19 protein-coding genes and 1 pseudogene are annotated in these 20161 nt (G+C 54.0%); 12 read left to right on the plus strand and 8 right to left on the minus strand.

Annotation, left to right across the window (positions count from 1 at the left end; translation table 11 throughout):
* The first annotated feature begins 25 nt into the window (after positions 1 to 25).
* From H6G52_RS09170 to H6G52_RS09185, 5 genes and pseudogenes are all read left to right on the plus strand, one after another.
* On the plus strand, positions 26 to 1036 hold the full coding sequence (locus H6G52_RS09170) for an NAD-dependent epimerase/dehydratase family protein (RefSeq protein WP_190527870.1): 1011 nt from the start codon (positions 26 to 28) through the stop codon (positions 1034 to 1036).
* 969 nt (positions 1037 to 2005) lie between these two features.
* Positions 2006 to 3007: pseudogene (locus tag H6G52_RS19085) on the plus strand (cache domain-containing protein); the annotation flags it as partial.
* 159 nt (positions 3008 to 3166) lie between these two features.
* Complete coding sequence (locus H6G52_RS19090; RefSeq protein ID WP_370567688.1) at positions 3167 to 4012, plus strand: sensor histidine kinase; 846 nt, start codon at positions 3167 to 3169, stop codon at positions 4010 to 4012.
* A 262-nt stretch (positions 4013 to 4274) separates the two neighbouring features.
* Positions 4275 to 5645, plus strand: a complete 1371-nt coding sequence (locus tag H6G52_RS09180; protein ID WP_099532852.1) for a DUF4912 domain-containing protein — start codon at positions 4275 to 4277, stop codon at positions 5643 to 5645.
* Between the two features lie 898 nt (positions 5646 to 6543).
* Positions 6544 to 6966, plus strand: coding sequence for a hypothetical protein (locus H6G52_RS09185; protein WP_099532853.1), 423 nt, complete (start codon positions 6544 to 6546; stop codon positions 6964 to 6966).
* A 520-nt stretch (positions 6967 to 7486) separates the two neighbouring features.
* Here H6G52_RS09185 and H6G52_RS09190 read toward each other — a convergent pair.
* The 3 genes from H6G52_RS09190 to glmU form a co-directional block, all read right to left on the minus strand.
* Complete coding sequence (locus H6G52_RS09190) at positions 7487 to 7624, minus strand: photosystem II reaction center protein K (protein WP_099532854.1); 138 nt, start codon at positions 7622 to 7624, stop codon at positions 7487 to 7489.
* 462 nt (positions 7625 to 8086) lie between these two features.
* A complete protein-coding gene (locus H6G52_RS09195; RefSeq protein WP_099532855.1) occupies positions 8087 to 8305 on the minus strand; it encodes a hypothetical protein in 219 nt (72 codons plus the stop codon).
* Positions 8306 to 8740: 435 nt separating this feature from the next.
* Positions 8741 to 10096, minus strand: coding sequence for a bifunctional UDP-N-acetylglucosamine diphosphorylase/glucosamine-1-phosphate N-acetyltransferase GlmU (glmU, locus tag H6G52_RS09200; protein WP_190527873.1), 1356 nt, complete (start codon positions 10094 to 10096; stop codon positions 8741 to 8743).
* Between the two features lie 600 nt (positions 10097 to 10696).
* Between glmU and H6G52_RS09205 the strand changes: the two genes are divergently transcribed.
* Positions 10697 to 11074 (plus strand): phasin family protein, encoded by a 378-nt coding sequence (locus H6G52_RS09205; protein WP_099532858.1) that lies wholly within the window; start codon positions 10697 to 10699, stop codon positions 11072 to 11074.
* Here H6G52_RS09205 and nrtS read toward each other — a convergent pair.
* Positions 11071 to 11433 (minus strand): nitrate/nitrite transporter NrtS, encoded by a 363-nt coding sequence (nrtS, locus tag H6G52_RS09210; protein ID WP_143472977.1) that lies wholly within the window; start codon positions 11431 to 11433, stop codon positions 11071 to 11073. The two genes, H6G52_RS09205 and nrtS, sit on opposite strands and share 4 nt — an antisense overlap.
* Positions 11434 to 11660: 227 nt before the next feature.
* On the opposite strand from nrtS, the gene H6G52_RS09215 reads away from it, so the two are divergent.
* Positions 11661 to 12962, plus strand: coding sequence for an HhoA/HhoB/HtrA family serine endopeptidase (locus H6G52_RS09215; RefSeq protein WP_199291397.1), 1302 nt, complete (start codon positions 11661 to 11663; stop codon positions 12960 to 12962).
* Between the two features lie 113 nt (positions 12963 to 13075).
* Here H6G52_RS09215 and glcD read toward each other — a convergent pair whose 3' ends face one another.
* Together glcD and H6G52_RS09225 are read right to left on the minus strand one after the other, a co-directional pair.
* Positions 13076 to 14563 carry a glycolate oxidase subunit GlcD gene (gene glcD / locus H6G52_RS09220; protein ID WP_190527874.1) on the minus strand — a complete coding sequence of 496 codons (1488 nt, stop codon included), beginning with the start codon at positions 14561 to 14563 and terminating at the stop codon, positions 13076 to 13078.
* A 147-nt stretch (positions 14564 to 14710) separates the two neighbouring features.
* Positions 14711 to 16651 (minus strand): ABC-F family ATP-binding cassette domain-containing protein, encoded by a 1941-nt coding sequence (locus H6G52_RS09225; RefSeq protein WP_190527876.1) that lies wholly within the window; start codon positions 16649 to 16651, stop codon positions 14711 to 14713.
* Positions 16652 to 16796: 145 nt separating this feature from the next.
* Here H6G52_RS09225 and H6G52_RS09230 point away from each other — a divergent pair, with 145 nt between their 5' ends.
* The 3 genes from H6G52_RS09230 (at position 16797) to H6G52_RS09240 (ending at position 18040) form a co-directional block, all read left to right on the plus strand.
* Entirely contained in the window at positions 16797 to 17099 is a 303-nt protein-coding gene (locus H6G52_RS09230; RefSeq protein WP_370567689.1) for a nucleotidyltransferase family protein, read from the plus strand.
* A gap of 111 nt (positions 17100 to 17210) precedes the next feature.
* Positions 17211 to 17621, plus strand: coding sequence for a hypothetical protein (locus H6G52_RS09235; protein WP_190527878.1), 411 nt, complete (start codon positions 17211 to 17213; stop codon positions 17619 to 17621).
* Positions 17618 to 18040: an HNH endonuclease gene (locus H6G52_RS09240; protein WP_190527881.1), complete on the plus strand. Its 423-nt coding sequence runs from the start codon at positions 17618 to 17620 to the stop codon at positions 18038 to 18040. The genes H6G52_RS09235 and H6G52_RS09240 overlap by 4 nt, the downstream gene beginning before the upstream one ends.
* 62 nt (positions 18041 to 18102) lie before the next feature.
* On the opposite strand, the gene H6G52_RS09245 is transcribed toward H6G52_RS09240, so the two are convergent.
* Entirely contained in the window at positions 18103 to 18462 is a 360-nt protein-coding gene (locus H6G52_RS09245; RefSeq protein ID WP_190527883.1) for a XisI protein, read from the minus strand.
* 221 nt (positions 18463 to 18683) lie between these two features.
* The gene (locus H6G52_RS09250) at positions 18684 to 18977 is read right to left on the minus strand and encodes a hypothetical protein (RefSeq protein WP_190527884.1); all 294 of its coding nucleotides are present in this window, start codon (positions 18975 to 18977) and stop codon (positions 18684 to 18686) included.
* A gap of 379 nt (positions 18978 to 19356) precedes the next feature.
* Here H6G52_RS09250 and H6G52_RS09255 point away from each other — a divergent pair, with 379 nt between their 5' ends.
* Together H6G52_RS09255 and H6G52_RS09260 are read left to right on the plus strand one after the other, a co-directional pair.
* On the plus strand, positions 19357 to 19584 hold the full coding sequence (locus H6G52_RS09255) for a hypothetical protein (protein ID WP_099532020.1): 228 nt from the start codon (positions 19357 to 19359) through the stop codon (positions 19582 to 19584).
* Positions 19585 to 19586: 2 nt separating this feature from the next.
* Positions 19587 to 19850, plus strand: a complete 264-nt coding sequence (locus tag H6G52_RS09260) for a type II toxin-antitoxin system RelE/ParE family toxin (RefSeq protein ID WP_099532021.1) — start codon at positions 19587 to 19589, stop codon at positions 19848 to 19850.
* The last annotated feature ends 311 nt before the right edge of the window (positions 19851 to 20161 follow it).

Raw genomic sequence — 20161 nt, forward strand, 5'->3', positions numbered from 1 at the left:
CGTTGGTCTAGTACAATCAACGGCTATGCGAATTTTGATCTTGGGCGGAACAACCTTTCTGGGGCGGCATCTGGTGGATGCGGCCGTGGCTCGCGGCCATGAGGTCACCATCCTGACTCGGGGGCGGCGCAACCCGGAACCCTTCCCCGCAGTGGAGCGGCTGGTGGGCGATCGACTCACGGATGACCTGGCCGCCCTGAGCGATCGCACCTGGGACAGCGCGATCGACACCAGCGCGATCGTCCCCCGAGCCGCTCGCTACACGGCCGCCCGGCTCCAGAATGCGGTGGGTCACTACGTCTACCTATCCAGCATTTCCGTTTACGAAGATTTTGGGTTGCCGGGGATCACGGAAAACGATCCCCTGAGATCGCCTCTCTTGGATGACCAAGCCTCGATCGAAACCGGCGATGATTACGGATCCCTGAAAGCGGGTTGCGAGCAACTGTTGGCCGAGACCTTTGGCGATCGATTGTTGATTGCTCGCCCCAGCTTGATCGTGGGGCCCTATGATCCCACCGATCGCTTCACTTACTGGGTGCGTCGCCTGGCCCAAGGGGGTGACGTGTTAGCCCCATCGCCACCGGAACAGTGGGTACAACTGATCGATGCCCGTGATTTGGCTGCTTGGCTAATCAAAACCTGCGAAACCCAGCGATCGGGGGTTTACAACGTTGGCACTGCCGAAAAATCCCTCACCCTAGACAAAGTGTTGGATGAATGCGCCCGAGTCACCCGCAGCGATGCGCTAATCGATTGGGTGCATGAGGACTTTTTACTAGAGGCGGGGGTTGCGCCCTGGACAGAGCTGCCCCTTTGGATCCCCAGCAAGGAAGCTCCCATGCGCGGATTCACCAGCATGGATACTCGCCGGGCGGCGGCCGCTGGTCTGAAATGTCGCCCCCTGGCGGGCACGGTGCGCGATCTGTGGTCTTGGGATCGATCGCGCCAAGCGGATTTAAAGGCGGGTCTTTCGCCGGAACGAGAGCAGCAGCTTTTGGCACAGTGGCGCGTGAACCAAGCTCGCTGGTTGTAGCGGTGTGGATGGGCGGCTGAGTACAATCGGCAGCCAAGGAGCCAGGTATTCGGCCGATTTTGCTGCCAAATCATGAAATTTCGCGATCAAATTTTGCGATCAAATTTCGCGGTGAAATTTCGCGATGCAGTTTTACCGCCCCAACGTTGGCCGGGCTAGGTTTTGGTGTCTGCCTGTTGATGGCGCTGCCTGTTGATGGCCTCGGGTTGGCGATCGGTTCGTGACCGTTGACCCGATCGCCCCCCGTAATTTGCCTACCGTGATTTGCCCACCGCGATTCGCTCACTGTGATCTGGATCGCCTTGGGGATCTAGATCAGTCACGCGGGGGCTAGAAAGCAGTCACCCAAAGACCTTGAGCCGATCGCCCCCGCAAAACCAAGGAATCACGACCGAAGGGGAGGGCGATCGCTGAATAGATCGGTAATTCTGGCAATCATAACGAAGAGAATTCACCCACCCGTCTGACCTCCATCGATGGGCGCGTGAGTTCAACTCCCCGCATGGCCCACGGGGCAGCGGGGTCTAGCGCCACGCCTCTGATCGCTTGTTGATCACTTGCTGATCGCTTGTTGATTGCTTGTTGATCGCTTGGCGTTAGGCGTTTCAAGCAATTGCAAAATTGCCCCTTGATTTAACCGCTGTCGCCGGGGAAGCATCGCCGTCTAGACCCAACTTTGAGCCAATGATTGCGAAAGTCCCCACAACCCCCAATTCCATGGAGCCTTATTTTCGCCCTCCCGATATTTCTGCCCGGGCCAAGCGGCGATCGCTGGCTTGGGTGTTAACGTTTCCGTTTGTGAGCCTTTCCTGTGCGGCGGTGGTGGTGGCCGGGGCCCTGTCCCTGTGGGCAGGAGAGCAATCAGTCCAAGAGCTGTCCGATCGCCTTCACCTGCAACTCCGGGAACGGATTCGCGGTGGCCTAGCCCAATACTTTGAGCAACCCAAGCGGGCCACCCGGCTGTTTCTGATGGCCCTCAACTCGGAGTTGGTCTCTCCCCAGAATTTGCAACAGGTGGGGCAATATAGCTGGCAATTACGCCAGGCCTTCGATGCCAGCTACATCAACTTCGGCTTAGCCACGGGGGAGTTTGCAGGCTCCGGTGTGGGGCGGGATGGGCTGATTGTGGGGGAGCGATCGGCCGCCTTGGGTTGGCGCTATGAGGAATATCGGGCCGATCGGCTGGGTCGTCGCCAGCAACGGCTGGGGGTGTATTCCTATGACCACCGCAAAGAACCCTGGTATCAGGCGGCCATTCGGCGCAACCGTCCTGGCTGGAGTGCCATTTACGCTTGGGATAGCACCCCAGAGTTTGTGTCAATTAACTACGCCGTTCCCTTTCGCGATCGCCGTGGCCAACCGATCGGGGCGATCGGGGTTGACCTGTTGTTGGCCCGCATCAGCGCCATGCTCAAGGAGTTGAACGTTCACCCAGAATTAACCATCACCATTCTGGAGCGGAACGGAAACTTGGTGGCCAGCAGCAACGAGCAACCCCTGTTTGTGCTCAAAACGTCCGAACAGGGATCAACCCTGGAGCGGATCACTGCCCGCACCAGCAATGATCTGCGATTGGTCGCCGCTTTCGATCATTTGAATCAAAAAGGCGGTTTGGGGGCCGTGGTTAGTCCCCTATCAGAAACCTTCCAGGTCGATCACCAAACCTATCTCCTCTGGACTTCCCCTTGGCGGGATTCCGATGGCCTCGATTGGGTGATTGTGGCCACTGTGCCTCGATCGGCCTTCATGGGGCAAATTGAGGCAAATCGCCGCGTCACAACCCTGCTCTGCGGTTTGGTGATCGTCCTGGCTGTGTTTCTGGGCCTGGTGATGGCGCGTCGTTTGGGGCGGCCCGTGCAGTCTCTGGCCGGAGCGGCTGGCCAGTTGGCGGCCGGTCAGCTTAACCACCGAGCGGAAACCTTTGATATTCGCGAATTGGATGAGCTGGCCCAGGCCTTTAACCGCATGGCCGACCACCTCCGCAATTCCCTGATTGCTCTGGAATCCGCCAATCAAACCCTAGAAAGTCGGGTGACCACAAGAACGGCCGATTTAGCCCAGGCCCTTGAGGATCTCAAAAGTGCCCAAGCCCAACTGATTCAAACTGAAAAGATGTCCAGCTTGGGGCAAATGGTGGCGGGCATTGCCCACGAAATCAATAATCCCGTTGCATTTATCCATGGCAACTTGGGGGTATTGCGGCAATACATTGAGGAACTCACGGATTGTTTAACCCTGTTGGGACTCACGCAATCTGGGGCGGGATCAGGGGCGATCGACCCGGCAGCCAATGCCACCATCGACACCGAGGAATTAACCTTTGTGCTGGATGACTTGCCGAACCTGATCCAATCCATGGAGGAAGGCACTCGACGGATTCAGGAAATCGTGCAGGGCTTGCGTAATTTCTCACGTTTAGATCAGGTAGATCTCAAACCCGTGAGTTTGCACGATGGCCTCGACAGCACGTTGCTAATGTTGTCCCATCGCCTAAAGCGGTATAGCGATCGCCCAGAAATTCGCATCGTTAAGCAATATGGCGACCTACAGCCCGTTTGGTGCTATCCCGGGCAGCTCAACCAGGTATTCATCAATCTCCTCAGCAACGCGATCGAGGCCCTCGATCAGGCCTGGCAGCAGCAGATGGCTCAACAAAGCTCAGGAGAAACTGCCCGGTGGACACCCACCATCACCCTGCAAACGGTAGCCCTGAAAACCGACCAGGGCCCCCAAGCGGAATTGGTCATCCAAGACAATGGCATCGGCATTTCCGAAACCATTCGCCATCGGTTGTTTGATCCCTTCTTCACCACCAAGCCGGTGGGCAAGGGAACCGGCCTAGGGCTAGCGATCGCCTATCAAATCGTGGTCGATCGCCACGGGGGCCAAATCAACTGTGAATCGACCCTGGGGCAGGGAACCACGTTTCGGCTGCGGTTGCCGGTGGGGCAGCCAGCCGCTGACCCGATCGCGTAGGTCCCCTTCTCAATTCGGATAAGTCAGGAAAACCTGACATTTTCTGAAGCGGGTTTTGCACATCCGGATCAATATGTCATGAAATCTTGATATTAAGCTTGATCGCCCTCGACGGGTGGGGATCGAGTTCAGTAGGATAACGGCCATCAAGAGCTGAGATTGGGATCGCCCATCCCAAACCGTGCCCAAGGCATCATTGCTGCTATTGACGTGCGATCGCCCTTTGATGGCCTGCCCTATACGCTGAGGAGCTTTCGAGTTGATGAGCGCGCCCAAAGAACGTCCACCCCTAGAGGAAATGACACTGCGCCAACTGCGTCGTGTTGCCAGCGAGTTAGGTATCTCGCGCTATAGCCGAATGCGGAAAGATCAGCTTTTGGCCTCCATTCAGACCAAATCGGCTGGTCTGCCGGCATCTAGCCCTACGCCACCCACCGCCCCGCCAGCCATCGCCCAAGTTATTCCCGTTCGTACCATTGAGGCCCAAGAAGCTGTGGAAGCTGCAAAATTCGACCTCGGACAACCGAACAACCTCGCCGACCTCTCCGAAGAGCTGATTTTGGATCCGGAAACTCTCTCCGGTGTTGATGAAGGATTGCCCGACCTGCCCGGTGGCTATGGCGAAAGTCGGATTCTTCTGTTGCCTCGCGATCCCCAATGGGCCTACACCTATTGGGACATTCCCAACGAGCACAAAGCTGAGTTGCGGGCCCAAGGGGGTCTTCAGCTTGCGTTACGGGTTTATGACGTGACCGATTTGGACTTGAGTGTCCAACGGGCCCACACGGTTCAAGAGTTCCCCTGCGATGAATTGGCTCGGGAATGGTACTTGCCCATTCCGATCAGCGATCGGGACTACGCGATCGAAATTGGTTACCGCTGCGGTGACGGCCGGTGGCTCGTGCTGGCACGATCAGCCCCGGTTCGGATTCCGCCCGTGTATCCCTCCGACTGGATCGAAGACGTATTTGTAACCGTTGATTGGGAACAGGATCTGCGCGGCACCACCGTGGCCACCCTGATTCCTCCCGCCCAAAAAGCCGCCCAAGCCGCCGAAAACGCCATTTACCAACAGGTGTTTGGAATGGCCGCCGGAGTCGAAGCCATGCGTGTGGCCGGTTCCCTCTTTGGTTCCATGCAGCATGTGCCCGGTTCCGTTCCCGCAGGCTCGATCCAGCACCTGGGCGAGCAAGCCATCAGCTCCTATGTCTTCCCCTCGGGCGTGGGCATGTGGGCTGGTGCAGTGGGTGCGCCGGGTCTGCCGGGGGCGCTGTCAGCCTCGGGGATGGGCATGTCCGGTGTGGGCATGATGATGTCCGGGATTGGGTTTGGGGCTTCGATGCCGCCCATCCGCCCGCGTCAATTCTGGCTGGTGGCCGATGCGGAACTGATTGTTTACGGAGCCACGGAACCCGATGCCACGGTGACGATCGGCGGACAACCGATCAAACTGAATCCCGATGGGACATTCCGCTTCCAGATGTCCTTCCAAGACGGCATGATCGATTATCCGATCATGGCAGTGGCGGCCGATGGCGAACAGACGCGATCGATTCACATGAAGTTCGAGCGCCAAACGCCCGCCCGCAACACCAACAGCAAGGAAGAAGCCAAGTTAGAGTGGCTGTCTTAAGGGCAAGCTAATCTTGCGCCAATCTCATGTCCGTTTTGAGCTGGTTTGCATTCTTTGATTCAACCAGTTTCTAAACAGTTGTTACTTGGTGCTGGAGTTCTTGCTCGCGTCCATTAACTCGTTCTAGTTCCTCGGATCGCCCATGACCTCGTTGCAGGTCTGGGCGATTTCTGATGTTTGCCAAATTAGTTGTTCATAAAAATTTAAAAATCCATAAAGAATCTACAGAAAATCCCTGCATGATTCATACAAAGTCATTCATTAATCGTCACTGATCAATGGTTGCGACTCAACAGTCGTGACTCAAAACACGATTAGAAACATGATTAGAAACAAATCAAGGCAAACGGAAACAAGGCAATTGTCAACTATGATGCAAAAGCAGGAAAAGCGTAATGATTTTTTATCGTATTTTCACATCGTTATTTGATAATTCGTCATCCTTTTGAGTCTAATTAGGTCTGATATTGAAGATTTTTGACAAAACCGGTGTTTCAACGGAAAGCCCTAAAATCAATTCGTATTCTGGAAGTATATTGATGGGCAGAGCAACGGGGCATAGCTAGCGAGGCAATCATCCTCATCACTCACTGCCCGATCGGGTGCATTTTTAAACCGGACTGAAAATTCTGCTCCAACCCCAGGAGACCCTTAGCCAGCGCTCCGATGGATCAACATCAACTGGATCAACATCAACAAAATCAACAAACGCGATCGGCCCCACGGCCATAGCTCAATCATCAGGGAACAAACAGCCAAATAACCCCGATTTCAATCGCTGAGTGGAGTTGGTGTTGGATTGGAAAGTGTGCCAAGACCAGTGATGCGGCTTCAGGGTGAATGCTGAGACTATGGAGCGATCGCCTCAGGGAAAGTTTTAGCGGGGAGGATTGGGGCGATGCAAGGATGGGTGGAAATGTATCAACAAATTGCACAGGTTTTGGGGGCGATCGGGGGGCGATCGGGGCGTTGTCCCGGATTGGTCATTGATAGCCAAATGGTGCGCGATCGCCTGAGTTCCGTAAACACAATGCTGATTGATCTATTGCAGTCCTTAATTTTGGCCGCCAGCTTGGGCTTTCTGATTCCCGTGGCGGGTTTGGGCATCTTGCTGCTGGCGATCGGGGTTTGGGTTTACGTGCCAGTTTTGAATATGATTGCGGCCACAACATTGCAGCACATCATTTTATTTTTAACTGTTTTTGGTAATGGCTCCCCCATTCAAGGCACGTTGGTCATTGGGTTGGCCTGTAGCTTTGTTTGCGTTTTATTTGATGCGTTTGTGTTTTATCAATATCGCAACCTGCGCCGAGAAGGATAAGAGCCGAGAAGGATAAGATTTGGGGGCAAGTTTCTCCTAGTTATTTTCCCTAGCAAGATTTCCTGGAAATTTGCCCTAGCTTAATCCTGTGGCTACCGGACTCTAGGGATCAGAAACCACCGCTTGATACTTTCGTGGTGAGAGCTTCAGCCTGCCAGCGCAATTCCAAAGTGATTCCAGAGCAATTCCAGAGCAATTAACTTGGATCTTGGCAGACACAAAAAAAGCGCACGATCGTACGCCTTTTTGGTCAGAAGATAATGAAAATCTGAGTTGATCTAATTCAGGAAAGCTGCGTTGAACTGAGCTGAATCAGTGGGCGATCGCTCCCGATCGCGCGCTCAAATGTCCAGTCGTTGAGCCAAAACCTAGACAGGAAATCTCAGGTCATTAAGCTCAGAGCAACTTAGAGAAACTCAGCGAGGCTGGGACAGAATTGGACGCTTTTGGACAATTTTGGATGAGGACGGGGTTCAACAGGCTGGTTTTCAGCCTAGGCCTAGCCGAAAGGTGTCGTGCTTTAGCGGAAACCAACAGCAGCTTGCCACACAAAGGCCAGCGCCAGGAACAGCAAAGGGATAATCGGCAGAACGTCAACCAACGGCGAGAAGGCGGAGTAAGCTTCGGGCAACTTGGCCAACAGCAAGGCGGCTTCCATTGTGGGTATCCTCTCCAACACGAATTTTATTAAAAGCTGCCGAAAATTTTATCAGAAAACAGGGGTTCCAGCCCCGCCCTTTTGGGGCTGCAACGATCGCCGCCTGTCCACCACAATTGACCGCTGGCCGATCGAGATCTGGTTCTGAGCCAGGAAAAACCGGAAAAAACACGAAAAAAGCGCCGGCTCTGTCGGACGGCGCTTTAGCTGTGCTGAGTGTGCTTTAAGGGCTTTAGGCATCTCAGGGGTTGCCTAGAAACCGCACTGAGATGCAAAAGCGGTGTGGATTTGACTGGCGCGATCGCGAGGGAATTGTGATGCTTCAGCCCGATTGTTGGAGTTGTTGCCCTTGGGTGGATGGCGGCCAAAGGGGTTGACCGCCGACCCGAAACGATTGCTGTGACTGAGTTTGAGGAGATCAAGGCAGCCTTCAGGATTGAATCCTGGGATCCACTGACCCCACTACACCAGCGTGGACAAATCGTTCACTATCTCCACCCGCCCACGACGAATCGATCGCAAAAGACGATCAATAGAGGCTCGTTCCTCTTCCGTGATCGAGTCGTCCAGGAGCGCTGCGAGCAAGCCGTAGCGATCGGCGAGGGTGAGGCGACCGGTCGCCGTCACTTGGGCAAATAACTCGGACAATGCAAAGGGCAATAGTCGAACGGGCGGTTGCATAATTCACCCCTGCATCGACATTCGCAGTCGAATCTACGTTTCTAATATGACGCTTTGGGTGCGCTGGCCAGGTGATTCACCCCAGTAAGAAAGCGTGATCATTGCGGAAGATCAAGGCGATCGCAATAGACCGTATTCTGTGATACAAATCTTTACTCGCTGCGATCGAGATCGTCATCAGGCGTGCATTGTGTCACTGAGCTTCTTCAAGTCCGTCAGCGACGGGGCTTGCGCCAAGCTGCTCTCGAAATGGCGATGCTCCAGGTATTTTTTAGAGAAAAAGCCATTCTGAGTCGGTAATTTGGCAGATTTTTCTAAAATTTTCCTTAAATCACTCTGAAAATCACTCTGAAAAAATATCGGGCGCTAGGAACTGCAACAGTCCAATAGCGCCCGATGGGAAGAGGTTCATCAGCAGTTATTTGGAGTACGAGCCTAGTCGGCACTGGGCAAGCGCCAACCGGGTTTGACGACTTGGCGCGATCGGGCAATCACCAAGGCATCGTCGCTCACATCTTCGGTGACCGTGGAACCGGCGGCGATCGTCACGTCTTGACCAATGGTGACGGGAGCCACCAGCACTGTGTTGGCACCGGTTTTGCTGCGATCGCCGATCGCGGTGCGGTGTTTGTTCACGCCGTCGTAGTTCGCCGTGATCGTTCCTGCGCCGATGTTGACCCGATCGCCCAAGGTGGCATCACCCAAATAGGACAGATGGGAGGCTTTGGTGTTGCTGCCCAATTGCGCATTTTTCAGTTCCACAAAGTTCCCCAGGCGACAATCGGGGCCCGTGCTGGCATGGCCGCGCACATGGGCAAAGGGCCCCACTTGGTTATTAGGGCCAATTTCGCTGTCGGTGACCACGGAATAGAGCACTTGGCAGCCGGCCCCGATCGTGGCGTTTTCAATCAGTGAGCCGGGGCCGATTCTGGCTCCGGCTCCGATCGAGCTGTGGCCGCGCAGATGGGTTTGGGGTTCAATGATTGCGTCGGGGCCGATGGTGACCGTATCGTCGATCGTGATGCTGCTGGGATCAATCAGGGTCACACCCGATCGCATCCATTGCTCCTTGGTGCGTCGTTGCAACACCTGGGCCGCCGCCGCCAGTTGCACCCGATCGTTAAATCCCCAAATTTCCTCCGGATCGGCCACATCCAAAGCCATGACCGGATCCAAGGCCCCGATCGCGTCGGTTAAATAATATTCCCCTTGACTATTGTCATTTTTGAGCTGGGGCAAAAAAGCCGCCAATGCCGACCAACGAAAACAATAAATTCCAGCATTAATTCGGCAATTTTGGCGTTGCTCGGGGCTGCAATCTCGGTCTTCGATAATTTCTTGGACAATCAAATTTTGATCACAAAAAACGCGACCGTAGCCCTGGGGATTCGCCAGTTGCGCTGTCAGGATGGTGGCAGCATTTTGGTGAGTTTGATGAACTTTCAGAAGGTTGGCTAGGGTTTCTGGGCGCAAGAGCGGCACATCCCCATTCAGCACCAGCAAATCACCTTCATAGTCCGCTAAAGGAGCGAGTAATTGTTGAACGGCGTGGCCGGTTCCTCGTTGCTCTCGTTGTTCCACAAATTCCATTTGCGGCCAGGCGGCCAAGTGCGATCGCACTAAGTCTGCTCGATGGCCAACAATGGTCAGGCATCGATCGACCGATAATTGAGACAGGCTATCCAAGACTCGGGCGATCGCGCTTTTGCTCCCCAATTCATGTAACACCTTGGGTAAATCAGATTTCATGCGCGTGCCTTTACCGGCCGCAAGGATCGCAACGGCAACCACAGGAATTTCCTCAAAAAACAACAAGAAAGAGCAACAGAAGAAAACAGCGAAAACAAGCAGCAAAAACAAGCCATTTCGCCAGCAAACTGCTCAAGCAGACCGGGCCAGCAAGCGGAGCCAGTGACCAGAGCAAACAGGGCAGACGATCACCCATTCAGCCGCAAAACCGCCGGGCGAACAAGCGTTTTGGCCATCCCTGGCAATTTTGACCAGGAATCGATCGTGTTCAACAACGCTCTACAAGTATCTCTCTACCCGTATCGATACCAGTATCGATGGATGATTTATGGATGAAGATGATCCTATAGGTGATTGATCGTGATCTATCGATGATCCAGTAATGATCCAGACAACAAGCCAGACAGCAAGCCAGCCAACCGTTGCCGCTTGCCCAATCTCGACAACACCATAGCCGTTGATTGGCCCTGAATTTACCCGAAATTCGCTGGAAAGAACGGCGCGATCGGGGAACTCCCGCGCTAGGCTGGATGCGAATCCTTGGCGGGTTTGCCCCGGTGCTGGGCCCTTGGGCTTTGGCTCCGGCCGCCGCTCGATTTTGCCCATCCGTTCGATCGACCCGTTTTCTCAGGAGCAAGCAACATGCCTGACTTCGGTAACTTGGTGCAAAAAGCCCTGTATTTGGGTGTTGGCCTTGCCAGCTATGCCGGTGAAAAGGCCAGTGAAACCTTCACCGACTTGCCCAGCAAACTGCAACAACTGGCCGATGAGATGGTGGCAAGAGGCGAGATGTCCACCGAAGAAGCTCGCCGCGCCGTGGAAGCCCTGATTCAACAATCCCAAGACAGCGCCCCCAGCCGCGAACCATCCGCAGGCCAAGAGCCGCGCCGCATTGAAATTTTGGACGCGGAAGTGAGCGCAGATCCGGCCAATGGTGGGGCCAATCTGGATGCCATGCGCCAAGAAGTGGAACGGCTCCAGGCGGAATTGCGACGGCTGCGGGATCAGGCGGGATCCTAGTTACCGTTTTCCTCGCGATCGGCCATGGGCGATCGCCCCAATTCCCGCAGGGTGGAAACGGAAGCAAAGGTGGCCACCAAATAGGGAACCATGTAAGTTAGCCCAATTTTGGCGAGGCGATCGGGCGGACAGTCGCGCCGCAGCAGAGCATCACCGTGATTAATGCCCACCAAGATCGTGCCCACCAACAGCGAGGTACGCAGGGCCCGCTGCACCACGGAGCGCTGGCGGGCCAACAGCCACCAATCGGGCCCACTAGCAGGCAGCTTGGGGGAAGCGGGAGCCTGGGGTGGACTCAAGCGGGGCGATCGGGAATGGGCGGATGGTTCAGGTTGCGGGGGAGATACCAAAGGAGCCATAGCGTCAGCGGATAAGAACCCAAAGTAGGAGATCTGGACAGCAAGATCCAGCAATCAAGATCCAGCAATCCCCTCGTTATCATGGCCTAAACGTGGCTCTCCGCTGGCCCAGCATGAACCGTTTGCCGCGCAAGCGTCATCACCGCGTCATGTCTGTACCATAACCCCGTCAAACAAGCTGACTAGATTGGGGTCAAACAGGCCAGAATGGATAAGGACACAGCCCGATGACGTTTCGACTGCCGAAAGCTGCCATGACATCTCCCAACGATCGCCCCGATCGGGTGCAATTTCAAAATCCCCCCAATCGTTCCGGCGGCGGATCGAAGGCCCTGCTCTACGTTTCCCTGATCCTGTTTGGGGCGGGGGCAGCTTTGGCAGGGGTGCGGATGGTGTCACCCAATGCCTGGGGAATTTTAGCCAATGGGGGCGAGCTGGCCTCCCTACCCAACACCAGTTCCGTGCCGGTGTCGCTGCCGTTGGGATCTGCCGCCAATGCCAACAACCCTGGCAACTTCGTCACCACCGTGGTCAATCGCGTGGGGCCAGCCGTGGTGCGCATTGACTCCGCCCGCACCGTTCGGAACGAAATTCCCGGTGAATTTAGCAATCCCTTTTTCCGTCGCTTCTTTGGAGAAGAAGGGCCCGCCCCCCAGGAACGAGAAACCCGTGGCTCCGGTTCGGGCTTTCTGGTGACCAATGACGGCAAAATTTTCACCAATGCCCACGTGGTGGAGGGAGCCACTTCAGTGACCGTGACCCTGAAGGATGGGCGCAAGTTTGATGGCAAGGTGGTTGGGGCGGATTCCCTGACGGATGTGGCGGTGGTGCAAATCAACGCGAAGGATTTACCGACGGTCAACTTGGGCAACTCTGACCAGTTGCAACCGGGACAATGGGCGATCGCGATCGGGAACCCCCTGGGGCTGGACAACACAGTCACCACCGGAATTATTAGCGCCACCGGGCGATCGAGCAATCAGGTCGGCGTACCGGACAAGCGGGTGAACTTCATCCAAACCGACGCAGCCATTAACCCCGGTAACTCCGGCGGCCCGCTGATCGATGAGCGAGGAGCCGTGATTGGCATGAACACGGCTATCATCCGAGGGGCCCAGGGGATTGGCTTTGCGATTCCGATCAATCGGGCCCGCCAAATTGCCGAGCAACTGGTGGCCAAGGGCCGGGCAGATCACGCCTTCGTGGGGGTGCGGATGGTGAAGCTCACGCCCGAACTGAAGCAGCAGATCAACGAAGACCCGAACAGCAACGCCAAAATCGAGCTGGATGCGGGGGTGCTGATTGTGCAAGTGATGCCCCGATCGCCCGCTGCGGAAGCGGGTTTGCGCCCCGGAGACACGGTGTTTCAGATTGATGGCAAGGTGGTGGAAGATCCCAGCGAAGTGCAGCAAATGGTGGAAGCCACGGGCATAACCCGTCCTCTCACCTTTGCCATCAATCGCAACGGTCAAAACCTGTCATTGCAGGTGAAACCCCAGGTCATGAGTCCCGATCGCGCCAATGAGTGATGAGCAAGCGGTGGGATAACGGGCGATCGAGTTCTTGATTCAAGATTGCTCGATCGCCCCATCTCTGCCCTGCTCATTGATTCCCGGCCGGATGGGTCTTTAGAGATGGGTATTTAGAAGCGATCGACTCCCTCAACCAATCGCTGCGCTGGAGCCTGAGCATTCGCCGCTTCCCCACAGGTTTTTGGTGTGGGAAATACCTTGTCGGGATTGGCTAAGCGCAAGGGATCAAAGGCCGATCGCAACCATTGCATGGTCTCCAGATCCGCCGCCGAAAACATATCGGGCATATAACAGCGCTTCTCAGCACCAATGCCATGCTCGCCGGAGATTGTGCCGCCCGCTTGCACACAGCGCTTGAGGATTTCGCCGCCCATTTCCTCCACGGCCTCCAGTTGGCCCGGCACGGACTTATCGTACAAAACCAACGGGTGCAAATTGCCATCGCCTGCATGGAACACGTTGGCGACTTTATAGCCATATTCCTCACTCAGCTTGGCAATTTCTTGCAAAATCCAAACCAATTTGCCGCGCGGTACTACGCCATCCTGCACATAGTAATCGGGGCTGACATGGCCAGCAGCAGCAAAGGCAGACTTACGACCTTTCCAAAGTTTTAAGCGTTCTTGGGGATCCGTGGCGATCGCAATATTCCGCGCCCCATTCTCTCGACAAATTTGCGCCACCCGATCGGCATTGGCTTCCACTTCGACTGCCAAGCCATCCAATTCAACCAATAGAATCGCCTCCGCATCTCGGGGATAGCAATTGGTTTTGGCCACGTCCTCCACCGCATTGATGCTGAGGTTATCCATGATTTCCATGCCACCAGGAATAATCTTGGCGGCAATGATGTCAGCCACACTCTTAGCCGCCGCATCCATGCTGGTGAAATCCGCTAGCAAAACAGCAATTTCATCAGCAGTTTTCAGAATTCGCAAGGTGACTTCCGTGGCAATGCCCAATGTGCCTTCAGAACCCACAAAAATTCCTGTCAAATCGTAACCGGGCATTTCCGGCACAGCGCTGCCAACCTCCACAATTTCCCCATCGGGTAACACCAATTTCAAACCCAAAACATGGTTGGTGGTTACGCCATATTTGAGGCAATGAACCCCGCCGGAATTTTCTGCCACATTCCCCCCGATCGAGCAAATAATTTGACTCGATGGATCGGGCGCATAATAAAACCCCACACCGCTCACCGCCTGCGTCACCCAATTGTTAATCACCCCCGGTTGCACCACCACCCGTTGATTGTCCAAATCCACCTTCAGGATTTGTTTCATCAGCGCCGTGACAATCAGCACCGAATCCTCGATCGGGAGTGCGCCGCCGGAGAGGCCCGTGCCCGCCCCCCGCGCCACAAAGGGCACGCGAAACCGATTGCAGAGCTTGACCGCTGCCGCCACCTGCTCCGTGGTACGCGGCAACACCACCAGTGCCGGCCGATGGCGATAGCTGGTTAACCCGTCGCATTCGTAGGTCAGCAGTTCATCTTTGCGGCGAATCACAGCCCGATCGCCCAAGGCGTTCACAAATTCCCGGGCGATCGCTTCCCAATCGGGGCGAGTAGCCGATAGCGACGGTGCAAAAACCATGGTGAGTGACACAGAAAACAGCGAGGGAAAACGGCGACAAACCTTCAATCACTACTATAGAAGATCTCGATAGAGCTATTAGCCGAATCGTCGGGGGCAAGGGGCTTGAGCATCTTGTCTTGGGCAGTTGTGATCGAATTCTGAATCCTAGGATTCCGCTAGCTCAGACAATTCAAGCCAGCGTTCCGTTCCTTGATCAATTTGGTGACTGAGATCCGCCAGCTTTTGCGATAACTTCTCGACCTCGCTGTAGCCACTGGGAGGATTTTCATAGAGGCGCTTTTCAATAGTCGCTTTTTCCTCTTCCCACTGGGGTAAATGGGTTTCCAGATGTTCCAGTTCGCGCTTTTCTTTGTAGGACAATTTGCGCGATCGCCCCTTAGGCGCACTACTTTGATCCAGCTCTGGCGTGTTTGCAGCACTAGCCTTCTTCTCAGCCGATCGCCCGTTTTTCTCGGGGGCATCGCTAGACACATCGGGCGATCGCAAATCCAAATACACCGAATAGTTACCGGGATATTGGCGAATCTGGCCGGCTTGCTCAAAGGCGAAGATTTTCTCAACGGTGCGATCAAGAAAATAGCGATCATGCGACACCACAATCACGCAGCCATTAAACTCCTCCAAATATTCTTCCAACACCGCCAAGGTCTGCACATCCACATCGTTGGTCGGTTCGTCCAAAATCAGCACATTCGGCGCTTCCAGCAACACCTTCAACAGGAATAATCGCCGCCGTTCGCCGCCCGAAAGTTTGCTGATCGGCGCATATTGTTGATCGGGCGGAAACAGAAACCGCTCCAACATTTGCGAGGCGGTGATGATTTGCCCGTCGGCGGTTTTCACCAGTTCCGCCGTTTCCTTCAGGTAATTCAGCACTCGCATATCGCCCTTATCAGACAAATCATCCGAGTGCTGATCAAAATAGCCAATTTGGATCGTGCTGCCCCGATCAACCTCGCCTGCCGTGGGTTCCAACTTACCCATAATCAGGTTCATCAGCGTTGATTTACCCACCCCATTACCGCCGATAATTCCCACCCGATCGTCCGGCAAAAATTGATAGGTGAAATCACGAATCAAGACCCGATCGCCCACTTCATAGGTCAAATTCTCCAGCTCGATCACCTTCTTGCCGATCCGCCGACCCGCCGTAGCAATTTCCACCTTGCCCGAACTGGCTTTAAATTCCGTTTCGCGCATATCTTGGATGCGATCGATCCGGGCTTTTTGCTTGGTGCTGCGAGCCTTTGGCCCCTTCTTCAGCCACTCCAATTCCCGCCGCAATACCCCTTGAAATTTGCGCTGGCGGCTGTTTTCTGCCGTTTCCACTTCTGCCTTTTTCTCCAGGTAATAGCCATAATTCCCGGCATAGCTGAACAGATCGCCGCGATCGAGTTCCAAGATCCGATTCGTCACCCGATCGAGAAAATAGCGATCGTGTGTCACCAACAACAACGCCCCACGAAACTGTTGGCGCAAATAATCTTGCAACCAGTTCACCGAATCCGCATCCAGATGGTTCGTTGGCTCATCCATTAACAACAAATCCGGCTGGGCCAACAGCGCCGCCGCCAGCGCAATTCGCTTGCGATAGCCCCCAGAAAGCGTCCCCACCTTCGCTTCAAAATCCTCGATTCCCAACTTAGACAGCACAATTTTCGCCTGGGTTTCTAATTCCCAAGCGCCCGCCGCCGCCATCTTGTCGCCCAGGCTGGCCAACTGCGCCATCACCAAATCCAACTCCGGCCCCGTGGTGTGGCCCAGCCGGTGGGATAAGTCCTCGTATTCCCGCACCAGCGCCATTTGCTCGCCACTGTCGGCAAATACCTGCTCCAGCACCGTGCGATCGGGATCGAGGGGCGGATCTTGAGGCAAATAGACCAGCCGATAGTTGGGGTTCACCAGCCGATCGCCCCGGTCGATCGGCTCCAGCCCCGCCAGCATCTTCAGCAGCGTGGACTTGCCCGAACCATTGGTGCCAATCAAGCCAATTTTGTCCGTTGGCTCGATGCTAAAGGTTCCATCCCGCAGAATTTCTTTGATTCCAAAATCCTTGTGGGCATTCTTCAGAGACAGCAGACTCATGCGATCGGGCAGGGGCTAAACACTACTGTCTATGATTCCACGGCCCGCCACGATCGCCCCCACGACCTTTGCTACGATCGACCCATTGCCCCGACATCCCACCCGATTCATGCCAGCGATCGCTCCCTCAGTTACCCCAGCAACTCTGCTGTTGCGATCGCGCCTGATTCATTACCGTGAGCAAATCCAGGCGATCGCGGCGGAACATGGCATCAGCCACATTCGCATTTTTGGTTCCGTGGCCCGAGGCGAAGCAACTGCCGAAAGTGATATCGATTTCTTGGTGGAGATGGAACCCGATCGCAGTTTGCTCGATCGAATTGGCTGCATTCAGGATCTATCAGACTTATTGAATTGCCCGGTTGATGTTGTCACCCTCAAAAATATTCGCGAAGAATGGCGCGATCGCATCCAACAAGAGGTGATATCGCTGCCATCAATGAGTTGAGCAAGTTAGATTGATCGGCACTCAGCCCACTACAACTGATATCCAGATTTCATAAGTAATTATTGATTCCAGGAAGACAAATTTTTCAAGTCAGGAGATTGACCAAGCACTATGAACCTTCAGGATTTACGATCACAGGCTGCCACTTGGCCAGTGCGCGATCGATTGATCTTAATCGGCGAATTAATTCGATCGCTGTTCCTATCATGGTCGCCTAGACACAATGCAACAAAGCAACGCCCAGTCATCCTGAACGCTGATGAATCTCGATTGCTATTGGCGATTAATCAGGCGATTCCTGTAGAGCTGCAAGAACATTATCACTATCTCTTGATGCAGCGCGATGCAAATGCTCTGACATCAGAAGAATATTCAGAGTTAATTACGCTAGGCGATCGCATCGAAAATCTAGAAGCCGAGCGTTTAGGGAAATTGCTGCAACTCGCGCAACCCCGAAAAATTTCCTTAGATCAACTCATGATTGATCTAGGTCTACTTCAATTACCGACAGTTATTGAATGAGTCGTCGAATTTCATCTGCAATTCGTACAGCCGTTGAAATACGCGCTGCTAACTGCTGTGAGTACTGTCGTAGCCAAGTTCAGTTTGCACTACAGGCATTTTCCATTGAGCACATTATTCCTGTCAGTCAAGGAGGTGAAACAGCTCTAGAGAACCTAGCCTTGGCTTGTCAGGGTTACAACAATCATAAATATAATAAAATCTCTGCGATCGATCCTTTGACTGGACAGATGACCGGTTTATTCAATCCTCGGCAGCAGGTGTGGAACGAGCACTTTGCTTGGAATGAAGACTGTAGCTTGGCAATTGGCTTAACACCGATCGGGCGAGCAACTGTCGAAGCATTGAAGCTAAATCGATCAGGTGTTGTGAACTTACGAAAACTACTCAAGTCTATCAATCGTCATCCACCTGATTAAGTCGAGTAGGTTAGGTTGAGCAGTACGAAACCCAACGCGGCCACCGCTAATTCTTGCTGGAGTTAATCGATCGCGTAGCCTGTATATTGCCGAACGGTGGGAGCATGGAACGCTAAGACGATGTGATCTTTCGGAACTCCCAAATCTGTTAGCTCATTAGCAATCCCGCCTTCAATGCCATCGTAGTGAATCCAGATTTTTTGGTTCCGAATTTCGGCATGAACTAGGCAGCCATGCACTCGTCGATTCTCTTCCCAGCCTTCTTGCATGAGCAGGAAATGATTGCGATCTTGGTCAACCACCAAATAGGTTGCCACATCTCCATAGCGATAGGGCAACTTGGCATAATCGCTAAGGATTTTTTCTAGGAGCGATCGCCATTGATCGAGGTTAGGAGCTGTCTTGACTTCTAAGGCTTCCATTCTGCAACTTTCTCCGTTTTTGCATCAAAAACAACCAAATGAAACCCCGATTCTTCTAATAAAAGTAGCCTGTAGGGTGGGCAATGCCCACCTCCGCTTATAGCCCATTGCTAAAGTAATTGGAGCGCACTGCAAGAAGCGGCGATTATTGTTTTGAGGATGGATACCGTTTTGGCAAAATATGTGGTGGGCATTGCCCACCCTACTCGCTCGCCGTGCCTTTAAGTTCCTGCCCATCCACGTTTACTAATAACTTCACTAGAAGAGTCCTCAGACACTTTTTCTCCAGTTAGCTCAAATCGCCAACATCTATCATGGCCTTTCCATCCAACCTCAGTATCAGTCTGATTCTCGAAGCGGATAACTGTTCCATCGGAAAATGACCATCGAATAACTTCTTTATACCCTCCTGGTTGGCTTGTCTGCTTGTGCTCTAGTATTTCGGTGTTGACTAGAGACACTCCACCAATTTCTGTATTTGTTTCAGCTATTTCGATATATTCTTCAATTTTCATGGGTAACCTTCTTACAGTCTTGACCTATGTTACCGCTGTAGAGCCACTAGCGGATGGGCAAAAGCTAGTCCTTGCAACTGTTATTTACCTTGTGACCTCGATAGCGAAATTTTATCCATCCTGATCCCAGCGGCTACCGGCTCTGGGTTCCGCTCTATCACCACCACCTCACCACCGCCCAACCCTGGCGCGATCGCCCCTGAGGAACCATCCCAGCAGTAGGGTGCATGGGAGAACGCTTGGCCATTAACGACCATTTCCCCATCCCTCCCATGCACCGCAACCGATCGCGAAAAAACAACAATCCCCGATCGATTGGGTGGCCACAATCCTCGGTGCATGGTGTAACCGCTACAATCACCATAGAGGAGGCAAAATCATGCAAATTAAAGACTTAACAATCGAAGAATTCACAAACTTATTTAAAAGCTTGCTGCGGGAAACCATCCAAGAAGTTCTCGCAGAAATGCTCACGGACTCCGAAGCCGATTTACCGCTCAAGCCCGGCCTGGCCGAAGCACTCTTGCAACAGCGCGATCGGCGGCAAACGAGTCAAACAACACCCCTCAGCGCCGAACAAGTCATGGCCCGCTTAGGACTCGACTAACCATGAGTTATTCGGTTGAATACGACCCACAAGCCGTCATCGACCTTGAACAGTTGCCCAAAACAATTCAGAAACGAGTGGTCAGCAAAATTCAATGGCTAGCTGATAACTTTGCCCAAATTCAACCCCTGCCCCTCTCCGCAAACCTAGCGGGTTTCTATAAACTCCGAGTCGGCGATTATCGGATTATTTATGAAGTCGATCGCATCATTCGAGTGATCACAATCGATCGCATCGGTCACCGCCGCGACATCTACGAATCCTGAGCGCTTTTCCACGCATATAAAAGTAGCTGTAGGGTGCGTAGGGCAACGGTTGGCGGTTTACGGAGATTGGGTTTGTGCCCTACGCACCGCCGCAATGGGGCAACCCAACCGATCGGGAATCGTCGTGAATGGCGTGGCGGTTGCGGTGCGTGGGAGATGACCGGGCAATGGTCGTGACGAGGATGGCGCGCTCCCACACACCCTTGTATGTGGAAGGCGGTGGAGAAGGAAGGTTAAGCTCAGGCATAATCGACCATCTCCCATCCGGTAGAGACTCTGGACGCACCCTCAAGCCTTGGAGCTTGGCTCGT

Origin of the sequence: Limnothrix sp. FACHB-881, assembly GCF_014698135.1 — a bacterium.
Taxonomy (GTDB): Bacteria; Cyanobacteriota; Cyanobacteriia; order CACIAM-69d; family CACIAM-69d; genus CACIAM-69d.